Genomic DNA, 13,510 nt, shown 5'->3' on the forward strand with positions numbered 1-13,510 from the left:
CTGCATTTCGCCGGTAGCCGGCCACCCTACAGCGGCGGCAGCACCACGGCCGGATGGCGGTCCTCGCGCAAGATCAGCCCAAGGCTGTAATCCAGCGCCAGCTTCATGGCGCCGAGCGCGGTTCCGACATCTTCCAGCGTGCTGACCGCGATTGGCGTCGGCCAGGCCAATTCGCCGGCCACCCGCTCGACCTCCGCCGTCATCAACGCGTTGCGGCCGACGCCGCCGCCAAGCACGATCAGGCCCGGGTCGAGCATGCCGATGCAGCCGGCCGCGAGCCGGCCGATATCGGCGGCATGGCGCGAGACAGCCTCGGCGGCCGGCCGCGACCCCGCCAGTGCCAGCGCGAACAATTCCTTGGCCGAATTCGGCGGGGTCCCCTCTTCCGCCGGCCAGGTCTGTCGGCTGCGCTCGACAAGCGCCCGCGAGCCGAGATAGTGCTCAAGCCCCTCGCGAAAAGGCACTTCGCTGGCCGACCACGGAAACGGCATGCGGCCGACTTCGCCGGCAGCGCCGCCGGCGCCGCGATAAAGCCGGCCTTCATTGATCAGGCCCAGGCCGACGCGAACGCCGACCTGCAGGAAGGCAAAGGTCTCGTGACCCTGCGCGGCGCCGAAATGCCTTTCGGCGATCGCCGCGCAGTTGACGTTGTTTTCGAGGATAATCGGCACATCGATCTTGCGGCGAAGGGCGTGGAGCACCGCGCCCGGGCCGTTGCCCTGGCCATTGCCGAGGCGGCTGTGCGAGACGATGCGCGGCACCGCAACCGCGATGCTGCGTAAGGTGCGAAAAGCCTTGCCGACCTTGGCCGGGATCGATTTGGCTACCGCAAGAATGAACGCCCCGGTCTCGTCGACGGTCGCTCCGTCCGGAATGCTCTCTTCCACCGTCGCCAGGGGCTGGGCATCCATCGAATAGGCGACGGCGCGCACCTGTGCCGCGCCGACATCGATGCCGATCACATAGCCGGCGCCGGGGCCGATGCCATAGATGGTGGCGGTCCGCCCGATGGCGCCGCGTTCCGTCCCGCGCGACGAGACAAGGCCAAGCGCGCTGAGTTCGGAAACGGCGGCCGACATGGTCGGCTTGGAGAGTTCCAGCATCGAGCCAAGCTTCGGCCGGGTCACTGGCCCCTGCGAGGCCAGCAGGCGCAGCACGGCGCGGGCGCTTTCCGTCAGGCTGGGGATTTCGGATGGAGCCATCTGCGACGTTGTTCCGCCTTCATCCTCTCGGCGCTCGGCCAATCGCCGGCTCGCATATCACGAATCAACCGCGACCATTGCCATTGTGATGCGTTTCGGCGGATTGCGCGAACGCGCCCTGGTGAGCGAACAATTCTGTGGTCCCGGAGAACTAAAGTTCCGTCGGCGACCAGGGCTTCAGCTTTGTATCGGTTTGCCGGTAGCGGAAGGTGATGTCGGTCAGGCCGGCCGCATCCTGCATATCCGCGACGACCATCTGCAGCGCGATGATCTCCAGGATGCCGTCCGCGATCGCATTGCCCAGCGCCGGGATGATGATGATTGCGAGCTTCTCCGTGGCGGCGATATCGGTCCGTCGCGTGATCAGCACCGAGGGGCAGCCGAAGCCGGCGACGTCCTGCGCGATCTTGACCTCGCGGTCCTCGCCAAAGGCGATCAGGCTGGTGGCCGCGTCCTGCGATTCCATCGGGCCATGCAGATAGTTCAGCGTGTCCCAGCCGGAGGCGGGAATCCGGACCGCCTCGCGGATTAGCATCGCTGCCTCGCCCGCATTGGCAAAGCCGATACGGGTACCGACAATGTCCATGGAGGCGCGACCGCCAAGCAGCCTTGCCGCCCGACCGGCGCTCTCCCAACCATCGGCCAGCAGCCGCTCGACCGCCTCCGGCAGTTGCGCCCAGTCGAAGGAGCCGCCGGCGATCTTGTCGGCCAGCATGCCGAGCGCGAGCAGGGTTCCTGTATAGCCGGTCGAACTGGCGCCATTGTCGGCGCCCGATTCCATGGCGAGCACCGCGCCGGTGATGTCGGCCAGTGGATTGTCGGCGCCGCGGCAGATGGCAAGGCGTGGATAGGCCTTCGCCTCTCGCATCACATCGGCGATTTCGCGGCTCTGGCCGGAGGCCGACAGGGCGACAAAGGCATCCGCCGCCGCATCCGTCCGGCCATAGAGTTCGGTCGGCACGAAGGCGAAACCCCGCCGACCCAGTTGGCGCAGATAGAAGGCGCCCGCGAGGGCCGCCTGATAGCTGGCGCCGATGCCGGCAAAGCCGATCGTGCCGGCGGCAAAGCCTGACAGGTCGAGCGAATCGAGCGCCCTTGCCACGGCCTGCCTTCCGATTTCCAGGCTTTCGGCCTGGCGCAACACCGCTGGGCGGTAACCGATACGCTTCATGTCAATGCTCCTCGATCCGCCCTCAGCCGTTGCCACGCTTCTTGCCCACGATTAGGCGTCCGGCCAACGCCACCGCGCCGATCACCGGCGGCTCGCGCAGCAGGACCACGCGGCTCGCCGGCGACACGGACGCCATCGCCTTGACGAAAGCTTCCATCAGCATCGGCTGCTCGGCAATGACGCCGCCGCCGGCGACGACCAGCGACGCATCGGCGCCGCGTTCGATCAGCAGTTGCACAAGCGCCGCGAGCCCCTCCCCGCCTTCCTCGATGACGCGCGAAGCGAGCGGCGAACCGGCGTTCGCGGCATCGAAGACAGCGTTGGCATAGCGGCCCCAGGCAGCGGCGCCGCGTGTCTCGTTGAGCAAGATGCCGAGCTTGGTCTGGTCGTCGGTTCCGATCTCGCGCATAAGCATCGCTATCAGCGGATCGCCCTCCTGGCCGCGATCGAGAGCGCGGCGGATCGCCTTGACGGCCTCGCGCACCAGCGCCGCCGCGCTTCCTTCATCGCCCAGGATCCAGCCCCAGCCGCCGGCGGCAAGCATTTTGCCCTCGGCCGTGCGCGCAACCGCGATCGAACCGGTGCCGGCCACGACGCCGATGCCATCATCATAGCCGGCGGCGGGCACCATCAGCTCGGCATCGTTGACCACCTGCACGCTGGTTTTCAGATTGGCCGACAGCAGCGCCTGAAAGCGCCCGCATTGCTCCTCGGTGTCGCAGCCATGCGCGCCGACGGCAACCGCGGCAGGCGCTGAACCGCCGCACAAATCCAGGACGATGTCCGAGAGCTTCAGCGCGTCGGCCTCCATCTGGCGGATCCGCCATTCGTCGGTGATAACCGTCTTGTCGAACAACACGGTGTCGCCGCGACGCCCCAGGATGCGCGTCTTGGTGCCGCCTATGTCCACACCCACCAACAGGTTCCGATCCACGCACATTCCCTTCGCCAGACGCGCGCGCCGAAGCTTCGCGCAATGCAGCAATTCCGTTAGTTAGGAAACTTTACAAACTATCTTTCCAGACGGCAAGAACTATGATTTGATCAACCCCGTCCAAGCGCATGAAGCGCTGAATGGGAGATCAGGAAGATGAGCAGGAGAAGGATCGGCCTGGCCCTCGCGGCCGCCTCTTTCGCATGGGGATTTGCAACAAGTCTGGCGCATGCCACCGACATCTCGTTCTGGACCTGGCGCCAGGAAGACAAGGCCGCCTATAACGAGCTCTTCGCCGACTTCACCAAGGCGAACCCAGACATCCACGTGAAGTTCGAGTCCTTCCAGGACGAGAACTACCCGACCATCGTCTCGACGGCATTGGCGGGCGGCAAGGGCGGCGACGTCATTCACACGCACGCCTATGGTTGGCTCGAGCAATTCGTAAAGGCCGGCTATTTCGAGCCGCTCGACATGGCGACCGTACCCTCGCTCGCCAACCAGCCGGCGGATGCGCTGGTGTCCGGCACCTACCGCGCCGACAAGAAGGTCTATTCGCTGCCCTTCGCCTCGCAGACGCTTGGCCTGTTCATCAACAAGGACGTCTTCGCCAAGGCCGGGCTGACGCCGCCGACCACCTGGGACGAGTTCATCACCGTCAGCAAGGCACTGAAGGAGAAGGGCATCTATCCTTTGGCTAACGGCATGGGCACCAGCTGGTTCAACGAAATGTTCGTGGCCATCTTCACCAACCCGTTCCTTGGCCCCGACTTCGTCAGCGACCTGACCAGCGGCAAGACCACCTTCAAGGATCCGCGCTATGTCGCGGCACTCGGCAAGCTGCTCGAGCTGCGCCCCTATATGCCCGACGGCTTCGAAGGCATCGACTATGAGACGGCCGGCCAGCTGTTCCTGAGCGGCAAGGCGGCGATGCTCGCCGGCGGCAGCTTCGACATCGCCACCTACCGGTCGCAGAACCCCGCCATCAACATGGACTTCGTCACCCCGCCTATGGCCAAGGCCGGCGACACGCCGCAAGTCACGAAATTCTTCGACGGCGGCTACGCGGTCAATTCGAAGTCGGCCAACAAGGAAGCGGCGCTCAAGCTGGTCAACTGGATGGGCACCAAGGAGTTCGGCGACAAGTTCTCGGCGCTTCTCGGCAACATCTCGCCGATCAAGGGCGTCGTCATCAAGGACGAGCTTCTGTCACACGTCGCCAAGTTGAACGAGACGGCGATGCCGCATATCAATGTCGTCTATTTCCGCTTCGAAAAGCCGACGGGATCGGAATTGCTGCAGGGCGACATCACCAAGATGATGTCGGGGTCGATCACGCCGGACCAGCTTGCCGCCGACCTCACCGACGGCCTCGCCAAATGGTACAAGCCGTTCCAGGGCAAATGAGATGGCAGACGGCTGGCGCCACACAGCGAAACCTTTTGCATGGCGCCGGTCGCTCTGGATTGCCGCGCTGCTGACGCCGGCGCTGCTGGTCATGGTGCTGTTCGTGCTATGGCCGCTTTTGTCGGCCTTCCGCTTCGCCTTCTATGAGTTCAACGGGCTCAGGCCATCCGGCTTCATCGGGCTCGAAAACTTCCGCCAAGTCCTGTTCGAAAAGCCCTATAGCGACTGGACCTGGAATGCGTTCAAGCACAATGTCATCGCCTTCCTGGCGCTGATGGTCTTCGAGAACGGCACCGCCTTTCTGATCGCCTTCGCGCTGCTCAAGGCGCTGCCGGGCCACCGCATCCACCAGGTCATCGTTTTCCTGCCGGTGGTGCTGTCGGCGGTGATCGTCGGCTTCCTGTGGAAGCTGTTCCTGCATCCGCTGTTCGGCCTTGTGAACCGGCTGCTCGGCCTGGTCGGCATCGGCGCCATTCCATGGCTCGGTAACGAAAACACCGCGCTCGGCAGCGTCCTCTTCGCCAACATCTGGCACTGGCTGGGCTTCCCGACATTGGTGCTGCTTGCCGGCATGCAGCGCATCAGCAAGGACGTGCTGGAAGCCGCCCGCCTCGACGGCGCCGGCGACTACGCGCTGATGACCAACATCGTCTGGCCGTTGATCGCGCCCAGCGTCACCATCGTAACCATCCTGACCTTCATCGGCAGCTTCAACTGGTTCGAGATCCCCTATGTCATGGCCGGCCTGACCGGTTCGCCGGGCGGCTCGACCGACGTGCTCGGCCTCTATTTCTACCGCACGGCCTTCGGCAGCACGACCACCGGCATCCAGGATTTCGGCCAGGGCAGCGCGCTGGCGGTTCTGATGTTCATCTTCGTCGCCGGCGTCACGGCAATCGCCCTGCGCTACCTGCGCCGCCGCGAAATCGAGCAGTGATGCGGGATCGCGGCGAGACGATCAGGAACGGCGCCATCCAGCTCCTGCTGGCGGTCAATGCCGTCATCATGATCTATCCGCTGTTCGTCATGGTGGCCTCGTCGTTCAAGACAAACCCCGAGATCTTTTCCTCGCCGCTTTCGCTGCCGACGCATTTCTCGACCGCCAATCTGGAGAAGGTCTGGACCGGGACCAATTTCGTCCGCTATCTGGCGAACTCGGTCGGCATCACCGCCGCCTCGGTCGCGCTGATCCTGATGTTCAGCACGCTCGCCGGCTATGCCATCGCCCGCTACCGGTTCCGGCTGAGCTCGCTGGTGCTGATGTTCTTCCTGAGCGGCATGACGGTGCCGCTGAAGCTGGCGATCATCCCGCTGTTCATCCAGCTCGACACGCTCGGCCTCGTCGACAGCTATCTCGGGCTGGTGCTGGTCTATGTGGCGATGGGCATCCCATCGGCCGTCTTCATCATGACCGGCTTCCTGCGCACCTTGCCGCGCGAGCTGGAAGAATCCGCCCGCATGGACGGCGCCAGCGAGCTTCGCATCATGTGGTCGATCATGCTGCCGCTGGCGCGGCCGGCGCTAGTCATCGTGGCGATCCAGAACGCGGTGCCGATCTGGAACGACTTCTTCTTTCCGCTGGTCCTGATCACCTCCGACAATTTGAAGACACTGCCGCAAGGGCTGACCGTGTTCGTCGGCGAATTCACCACCGACTGGGGGGTGCTGTTCACCGGGCTGACACTGGCGGCGCTGCCGATTACCGTGCTCTATATCGTGCTGTCGAAGCAGTTCATTTCCGGCATCACGCAAGGCGCGGTCAAATAGGCGCTTCAAACAACCAAGAGATCGAGGCATCAAAAGTGGCGAACTGGAACAAGATCATCATCACCTGCGCGGTCACGGGCTCGATCCATACGCCATCGATGTCGCCGCATCTGCCGGTGACGGCCGAAGAGATCGCCACCGCCGCAATCGAGGCGGCCGAGGCGGGCGCGGCGATCGTCCATCTCCATGCCCGCAATCCGGTCGACGGCCGCCCCGACCAATCGACCGAGGCCTTCGCGCCTTTCCTGCAGGTCATCAAGCAGCGCTCCAACTGCGTGGTCAACATCACCACCGGCGGTGCCGCGACGATGAGCGTGGAGGAGCGGGTGAGGCCGGCGAAGGTCTTTGCGCCCGAGGTCGCCTCGCTCAACATGGGCTCGATGAATTTCGCGCTGTTCCCGATGCTGGAGCGGTTCAAGACCTTCGAGCATGATTGGGAGCGGCCCTATCTCGAATCCTCGCGCGACCGCATCTTCCGCAACACTTTCGGCGACATCGAGCACATATTGCGAACCTGCGCCGACACCGGCACGCGTTTCGAGATCGAATGCTACGATATCGGCCACCTCTACACGCTGGCGCATTTCGTCGAGCGCGGCCTGGTCAAGGCGCCGTTCTTCGTCCAGAGCGTGTTCGGCATCCTCGGCGGCATCGGCACGCATCCGGAAGACGTCGCGCACATGAAGCGCACGGCCGACCGCCTGTTCGGCAACGACTATCACTGGTCGGTGCTGGGCGCCGGCCGCCATCAACTGCCGATCGCCACGCAGGCGATTGCGCTCGGCGGCAATGTGCGGGTCGGCCTGGAGGACTCGCTGTGGATCGGCAAGGGCAAGCTCGCCCGCTCCAGCGCCGAGCAGGTGACCAAGGTGCGCCAGATCATCGAAGGCCTCGGCGCCTCGATCGCCACGCCCGACGAGGCGCGGCAGATCCTGCAGCTCAAGGGCGGGGATAAGGTCGCGTTCTAATCGAAAGAAGCTGGCCGGCGCAGCCGAAGCTACGGCGCCTAGCCGAACATCTTCTCGCCCTGCTCGTCGACCAGCTGGATGCCTTTCTTGATCGAGATGTCGACGGCGTCGTCCAGCCCGGCGAAGCGGTCGGCGCGGATGAAGCGGTGCTCTTTCAGCACGCCGTCCACTTCCTTCGAGACGACGCCGCAGGTCTGGTATTGGCCCTCGGCCTTGTAGGGCGTCGCGCTGATCAGGAATCCCTTGTGCTCGACCTGCTTGGCCGGCTTGGCGCTGCCGGTCTCCGGTGCCTCACTGCTGCCGCCGCCGAAAAGCTTTTTCAGAAAAGACATTTTTTGAAACTCCATTTTACGCGGGCGTCGAAGATCCGCAGCGCCCTGTTTAATCAGACTTTGTCTCAGCATGCGCGAATGCGCCGCCATGTTCCAGTCCCTTGACGAAAACGCCGACCAGCAGCTCGATCTGATTCCAGATCTCCTCGGCCTGCCGGCTGTTGGAATTGGCCACATAGCCGCTGGTCACGATGCCATGCACGCTTGACCACAAGGTCCGGGCCGCAAGCGCGCGGCGGTTGTCGTCGAGGCCGAAATCGCCTGCTTTGAGCACGCCGGCGACGATGTCGAAGAGCGCGTCGAGCAGCGCGTCATAGGCATCGGGGCCCGGCCGCGTCGCGCGGCGGCGGTTGAAGGCAAGCACCGCCGGCCAACTGCCGGGATGCGCCTCGACGAAGCGCACATAGGCCGCCGCCATCGCTAGGACGCGGTGCTGGACATCGGTCACCCCTTGCCTTTCGAGATCGGCCATGGCCGCGAGGCCTGTCGCGCCGAGCCGGTCGAGCAGCCGCATGTTGACGGCCCGGTGCACCTCGTCGAGATCGGCAAAGAGGTTGTAGACCGATCCAACCGAAATGCCGGCCTGCTCGGCTATGGTGCGCGCTTTCAGGTTCTCGGCGCCGCCCTCATTGAGCAGTGCCTCGGCGATGGCGAGCACCTTCTCGCTCATTTCTTCCTTGTCCAGCGCCATGCTCTTTCCTGTCGCTCTGTGAGGTGGCCGGCCTGCCACGTTCAGCCTGTCTGCCTGCGTTTACCATGTCCCACGGCCCATGAACAGCGTTCAACATTGTTCTTGAACAATGTTCATTTCCTGTTATGTTGGCTTCGTGAACAAAGTTCACATCAACAGGGAGAAGACCTAATGCTTAGCCTGATCAAGACATTGCTGGACGGCGCCAGCGCCCGGGCCGAGGACAATCTGAAGGACCGTTTCGCCATCGACCTTGTGGCGCAGCGCATCCGCGACGCGGAGGCGGGCCTCGCCGCCGCCAAGCAGACGCTTGCCTCGCTGATCGTGCGCCGGCGTGCCGAGCAGACCAGCCTCGACCAGCTCGACCGCCGCATCGCCGATCTGGAAACCCGCACGCTGAGCGCGCTTTCCGCCAACAACCAGGCGCTTGCAGAAGGCGGCGCCTCCGCGATCGCGGAGCTCGAGAACGAGCGCGAGGTGCGCCGCGCCACCGTGAAGAGCCTGGGCGAGAAGACCTTGCGGATGCGCCTGTCCGTCGAACAGGCGCATCGCCGCATCATCGGCCTCAGCCAGGGCATGATCTCGGCCCGAGCAATCGATGCCGAGCGCAAGGCGCAGTCGCGCCTCAACCGTTCGATCGGCCGCACGGCGAGCATCAACGAGGCGGAGGAACTGCTGGCCCGCATCAAGGACAGCAGTGACCCGTTCGAGGAGGCCGGCATTCTCGACGAGATCGATGGCGAGTTGCGCCACGAGGCGATCCGCGAGCGCCTCGCTGAGGCAGGCCATGGACCGGCCACCAAGGTGCGCGCCGAGGACGTCCTGGCGCGCCTCAAATCCCTGAACTGAACCCGCTTTCCGAAAAACAGATCAAATTCCAAGGAGCAATACGATGAACGGCAATCAGACCTATATCCTGTTCAACACCGTGTCGGTGGGCGCCGCCTATTTCATGCTCGGCCTGTCGCTGTGGCTGGCGCCTGTCGACCTTTCGACCAAGGGCTACTGGGCGATGGGCGTCCTCCTGCTTACCGGCAGCCTGGTGAACCTGGTCAAATATCGCACCGACGAGCGGATCGCGGCCGAGACCACCGCCAAGATCGAGAAGGCGCGCAACGAGAAGCTGATCAGCGAATATGTCGGCAAGGAATAGTCCTTGCTCTATCGATCGCTGACTGAATGCAAAAAGCCCGGATCGCTCCGGGCTTTTTGGCTGCTCTTATGAAAATGGCTTAGCGCCGCGCCAGCGCCTCGATCGCCTCGGCGGCGTCTTCGAGGATGCTGATCGCCTCGGCCTGCTTGTCTTCCGGCGCGTCGGCGATGTCGCCGAGCGCGGCGCGCAGACGATGTCGCAGCGCGTGGAACTGGTCGCGCTTTTCCGAACGGCCGCGGCGCCCCTCATCCTTGTCGTCGCCCCAGCCGAACCATTCGCGCGCCGCGGCCATCTTGCGGCCGAAGCGCTCGAGATGGTCGAGCACGCCGTCAATCATCTCGCGGTTCTCCTCGAAATGCGCCCTGCCGGCCTCGGTGATGGAAAACACCTTCTTGTTGCCTTCGCTGGACGACACCGCATAACCCGCCTCTTCCAGGAAGGTCAGCGTCGGATAGACCACGCCCGGGCTCGGGCTGTAGACGCCGCTGGTGCGCTCTTCCAGCGCCTTGATGATATCGTAGCCATGGCGCGGCGCATCGGCCAAGAGCGACAGCGTGATCAGCTTGAGATCGCCGTCGGCGAGCATCCGGCCGGCGCGGAACATGTCGCCCGGGCCGCCGCGCCCGCCGCCCCTGCCCCCAAACGGACCAAAGCCGCCGCCACCGCGGCCGCCGAACTTGCCGGCCATATGCATGAACATTCGCTCGCCGAAATGATGCCCGGATTGATCGTGCCTGTGCATGAATTACTCCTTGAGTTATATCTTACGATACATCTTAAGTAAGGCACACTCCTCGTCGAGTCAAGATATATCTTACGATGTATCGCAGGAGGCGCCAAGCCTATGGCATTCCGCCTACCAGCGGCCCTTAAGACGGTTCCAGGCGTAGAGAAGGTCCGCGAAACGGTCATAGGCGATGCGCGTCAGCGGCAGCGTTGCCACATTGCCGAACAAGCTCGCCAGCCACCCCTCGCCCGGCGTAAGCCGCCAGACCGCGATCACCACGTCGGCGCCGACCAGCAGCTGGCCTTCGCTATCGGTCGCGTGCAGGCGCCGCCGGATGTCCTCGAGCGAGGCGCCGAAGGCCGAAAGGGCTTCAGGTTCGAAATTGATGTCGCGGAATGCGACGCTGCCCGCCTTGACCGCCTCGATCAGCCGCCGCTTCTGGCGGCTGATGCCGGCATCGCATACCGGGCAGCGTGTGTTGTACCAGACGGTCAGCAAAGGCTTGGGCATGGCGCGACTATCGGGAATGTGGCGCGGCTTCGCAACAGCCGCGCCGGTCCCGGCTTCAGCCGCCTACCCCAGCGAACTGATGATCTCGCGATAGGCGAATTCCGGGAACGCCTTCATCGTCCGCGTCTTGACGTTACCGCCGGACGACAGCAGCAGCGCGAAGCGGGCGAGCACCGCATCGTCCGGTGCCTCGACGATGGCGACCATGTCGCATTCGCCCATCGTCAGGTAGAAAGACTTGAACGATCCGCCCATTTCGCCCAGCAGCTTCTTGGCGGCATCGAGCCGCTTTGGCGACTCCCGCACATTCCTGGCGCCCAGCTCGGTCCAGTTGATAAGCACGATGTAGGTTGTCATGGCATACCTCCCCCGGGAGCCACGGAGCGCGACGCCGTACGACCGGCGCCGGGGCGGGCATCCGGCTTGTCGCCCACAAATGCATCCGACAACGGAATTATCCTCCTGTCGGGCAGGTGCGGCAAGGCGGCATGAAAGGGGCCGGAAACGCCAAAGGGCGCCCGAGGCGCCCTTTGGATTTGCTTGTCTGACCTGCGGATCAGCTGTCGAGGAAGCTTCTGAGCTTGCGCGACCGGCTCGGATGCTTGAGCTTGCGCAGCGCCTTGGCTTCGATCTGGCGGATGCGTTCGCGCGTCACCGAGAACTGCTGGCCGACTTCCTCCAGGGTGTGGTCGGTGTTCATGCCGATGCCGAAGCGCATGCGCAGCACGCGCTCCTCGCGCGGCGTCAGCGAGGCAAGCACCCGCGTCGTCGTCTCGCGCAGATTGGCCTGGATCGCGGCGTCGATCGGCAGGATCGCCATCTTGTCCTCGATAAAGTCGCCGAGATGCGAATCCTCCTCGTCGCCCACAGGCGTTTCGAGCGAGATCGGCTCCTTGGCGATCTTCAGCACCTTGCGTACCTTTTCCAGCGGCATGGCGAGCTTTTCCGCCAGTTCCTCCGGCGTCGGCTCGCGGCCGATCTCGTGCAGCATCTGGCGCGAGGTGCGAACGATCTTGTTGATCGTCTCGATCATGTGCACCGGAATGCGGATGGTGCGCGCCTGGTCGGCAATCGAGCGGGTGATGGCCTGCCGTATCCACCAGGTGGCGTAGGTCGAGAACTTGTAGCCGCGACGGTATTCGAACTTATCGACCGCCTTCATCAAGCCGATATTGCCTTCCTGGATGAGGTCCAGGAACTGCAGGCCGCGGTTGGTATATTTCTTGGCGATGGAGATGACGAGACGCAGGTTCGCCTCGACCATTTCCTTCTTGGCGATCGCGGCCTCGCGCTCGCCCTTCTGCACCTGGTTCACGATCTTGCGGAATTCCAGGATCGAGATCGCCGTTTCGGTGGCGAGGTTCTGGATCTCGGCGCGCAGCTCCTTGATCGTGTCCTTCTCGTTCTTGGTGAATTCCTTCCAACCGCGCGAAGTCAAATTGGCGATCGAGCGGGTCCAGTTCGGATCGAGCTCCGAGCCCTGATATTCCTTGAGGAATTCCTCGCGGCGCACGCCATAGCTCTCGGCGAGCCGCAGAAGCTTGCCCTCGTTCTGCACCAGGCGCTTGTTGATGTCGTAGAGCTGCTCGACCAGCGCCTCGATGCGCGCCGCGTTGAGCGACAGCGACTTCACCGCCTTAATCAGCTGGTCCTTCAGCTCCTTGAGCCTGCGGTCCTGGCTGGGCGACAGCGTGCCGGCGGCGGCGAGACGATTCTCGACCTGCTGGTCCTGCAGCTTGCGCAGCTTCTTGTAGGTGTCGGCGATGACGTCGAGCGTCTCCATCACCTGCGGGCGCAGTTCCGCTTCCATCGCGGCCAGCGACAGGCTGGCCTCGTCCTCGTCGTCTTCCTCTTCCTCCAGCCCGCGCGTGTCTCCGCCGACATTGGTGATGTCGTCTTCTTCCTCGCGTGCCGCCGCGCGGCCGCGCGGCTTCTCGTCCGGCTTGGGCGATTCCTCGACACGTTCGACCACCGGTGCCTGCTTGGCCTCCGGGCCGGCATAGGTCGCCTCGAGGTCGATGATCTCGCGCAGCAGGATCTTCGATTCGTTGAGCTCGTCGCGCCAGATGATGATGGCCTGGAAGGTCAGCGGGCTTTCGCACAGCCCCGCGATCATCGTTTCGCGGCCGGCCTCGATACGCTTGGCGATGGCGATTTCGCCCTCGCGCGACAGAAGCTCGACCGAGCCCATCTCGCGCAGGTACATGCGCACCGGATCGTCGGTGCGATCGGTCGGCTCTTTCTTGGTGGTCGTGGCGGCAACGGCGGTGCCGGTCTGCTCGGCAAGCTCGTTGGCGTCTTCCTCGCTGTCGCCGGCGGGCTCGGCCTCGGCCTCTTCGCCCTGCTCGTCATCCTCGACGACGTTGATGCCCATGTCGCTGAGCATCGCATTGATGTCTTCGATGCGGTCCGGATCCGTCTCTTCCGAGGGCAGCACCGCGTTCAATTCGTCGAGCGTGACATAGCCGCGTTTCTTCGCGGCCTTGATCATCTTCTTGACAGCATCGTCGGAAAGGTCGAGCAGAGGGCCATCGGTGGCGCCTTCGCGTTCGGTCTCGACCTCTTCCTTTTCCTTTGTCGCCATTCTTTGTCGTCTCCAAGCGGCCCAATATCGAGGCCGCGTAAACTGTCGGACCGGTTACGCCGGA

Annotated in this window: 15 protein-coding genes; 6 read left to right on the forward strand and 9 right to left on the reverse strand. The window is 64.0% G+C overall.

The annotated features are described in order from the left end of the window. Positions 1-26: 26 nt before the first annotated feature. The 3 genes from EJ068_RS05405 to EJ068_RS05415 form a co-directional block, all read right to left on the reverse strand. Positions 27-1,202 (reverse strand): ROK family transcriptional regulator, encoded by a 1,176-nt coding sequence (locus EJ068_RS05405; RefSeq protein WP_127252576.1) that lies wholly within the window; start codon positions 1,200-1,202, stop codon positions 27-29. Positions 1,203-1,353: 151 nt separating this feature from the next. Next, positions 1,354-2,373, reverse strand: coding sequence for an SIS domain-containing protein (locus EJ068_RS05410; RefSeq protein WP_127252575.1), 1,020 nt, complete (start codon positions 2,371-2,373; stop codon positions 1,354-1,356). Between the two features lie 22 nt (positions 2,374-2,395). Next, entirely contained in the window at positions 2,396-3,289 is an 894-nt protein-coding gene (locus tag EJ068_RS05415) for a BadF/BadG/BcrA/BcrD ATPase family protein (protein WP_245463346.1), read from the reverse strand. A 174-nt stretch (positions 3,290-3,463) separates the two neighbouring features. On the opposite strand from EJ068_RS05415, the gene EJ068_RS05420 reads away from it, so the two are divergent. From EJ068_RS05420 to EJ068_RS05435, 4 genes are read left to right on the forward strand one after another with little or no spacing between them, the layout of a single operon-like run. Beyond that, positions 3,464-4,714, forward strand: a complete 1,251-nt coding sequence (locus EJ068_RS05420) for an extracellular solute-binding protein (protein ID WP_127252573.1) — start codon at positions 3,464-3,466, stop codon at positions 4,712-4,714. A 1-nt stretch (position 4,715) separates the two neighbouring features. Further along, positions 4,716-5,651, forward strand: a complete 936-nt coding sequence (locus EJ068_RS05425) for a sugar ABC transporter permease (RefSeq protein ID WP_127385979.1) — start codon at positions 4,716-4,718, stop codon at positions 5,649-5,651. Then, the gene (locus EJ068_RS05430) at positions 5,651-6,481 is read left to right on the forward strand and encodes a carbohydrate ABC transporter permease (RefSeq protein WP_127253897.1); all 831 of its coding nucleotides are present in this window, start codon (positions 5,651-5,653) and stop codon (positions 6,479-6,481) included. The genes EJ068_RS05425 and EJ068_RS05430 overlap by 1 nt, the downstream gene beginning before the upstream one ends. Before the next feature lie 35 nt (positions 6,482-6,516). Continuing rightward, a complete protein-coding gene (locus tag EJ068_RS05435) occupies positions 6,517-7,449 on the forward strand; it encodes a 3-keto-5-aminohexanoate cleavage protein (protein ID WP_127385978.1) in 933 nt (310 codons plus the stop codon). 38 nt (positions 7,450-7,487) lie between these two features. On the opposite strand, the gene EJ068_RS05440 is transcribed toward EJ068_RS05435, so the two are convergent. Further along, positions 7,488-7,781: an HlyU family transcriptional regulator gene (locus tag EJ068_RS05440; protein WP_126081762.1), complete on the reverse strand. Its 294-nt coding sequence runs from the start codon at positions 7,779-7,781 to the stop codon at positions 7,488-7,490. A 49-nt stretch (positions 7,782-7,830) separates the two neighbouring features. Then, on the reverse strand, positions 7,831-8,472 hold the full coding sequence (locus EJ068_RS05445; RefSeq protein ID WP_127252858.1) for a TetR/AcrR family transcriptional regulator: 642 nt from the start codon (positions 8,470-8,472) through the stop codon (positions 7,831-7,833). Between the two features lie 171 nt (positions 8,473-8,643). On the opposite strand from EJ068_RS05445, the gene EJ068_RS05450 reads away from it, so the two are divergent. Both EJ068_RS05450 and EJ068_RS05455 read left to right on the forward strand, forming a co-directional pair. Further along, positions 8,644-9,321 (forward strand): PspA/IM30 family protein, encoded by a 678-nt coding sequence (locus EJ068_RS05450; protein ID WP_127252859.1) that lies wholly within the window; start codon positions 8,644-8,646, stop codon positions 9,319-9,321. Positions 9,322-9,364: 43 nt separating this feature from the next. Next, positions 9,365-9,625 carry a YiaA/YiaB family inner membrane protein gene (locus tag EJ068_RS05455; RefSeq protein ID WP_040996673.1) on the forward strand — a complete coding sequence of 87 codons (261 nt, stop codon included), beginning with the start codon at positions 9,365-9,367 and terminating at the stop codon, positions 9,623-9,625. A gap of 79 nt (positions 9,626-9,704) precedes the next feature. On the opposite strand, the gene EJ068_RS05460 is transcribed toward EJ068_RS05455, so the two are convergent. The 4 genes from EJ068_RS05460 to rpoD form a co-directional block, all read right to left on the reverse strand. Further along, the gene (locus tag EJ068_RS05460; RefSeq protein ID WP_128315209.1) at positions 9,705-10,367 is read right to left on the reverse strand and encodes a PadR family transcriptional regulator; all 663 of its coding nucleotides are present in this window, start codon (positions 10,365-10,367) and stop codon (positions 9,705-9,707) included. 114 nt (positions 10,368-10,481) lie between these two features. Continuing rightward, positions 10,482-10,862 (reverse strand): DCC1-like thiol-disulfide oxidoreductase family protein, encoded by a 381-nt coding sequence (locus EJ068_RS05465; protein WP_189342113.1) that lies wholly within the window; start codon positions 10,860-10,862, stop codon positions 10,482-10,484. Between the two features lie 63 nt (positions 10,863-10,925). After that, positions 10,926-11,219 carry a GYD domain-containing protein gene (locus tag EJ068_RS05470; RefSeq protein ID WP_042646984.1) on the reverse strand — a complete coding sequence of 98 codons (294 nt, stop codon included), beginning with the start codon at positions 11,217-11,219 and terminating at the stop codon, positions 10,926-10,928. Positions 11,220-11,418: 199 nt separating this feature from the next. Further along, positions 11,419-13,446, reverse strand: coding sequence for an RNA polymerase sigma factor RpoD (gene rpoD / locus EJ068_RS05475; RefSeq protein ID WP_126081757.1), 2,028 nt, complete (start codon positions 13,444-13,446; stop codon positions 11,419-11,421). Between the last annotated feature and the right edge of the window lie 64 nt (positions 13,447-13,510).

It is taken from the genome of Mesorhizobium sp. M2A.F.Ca.ET.043.02.1.1, from assembly GCF_003952405.1.
Lineage (GTDB): Bacteria > Pseudomonadota > Alphaproteobacteria > Rhizobiales > Rhizobiaceae > Mesorhizobium.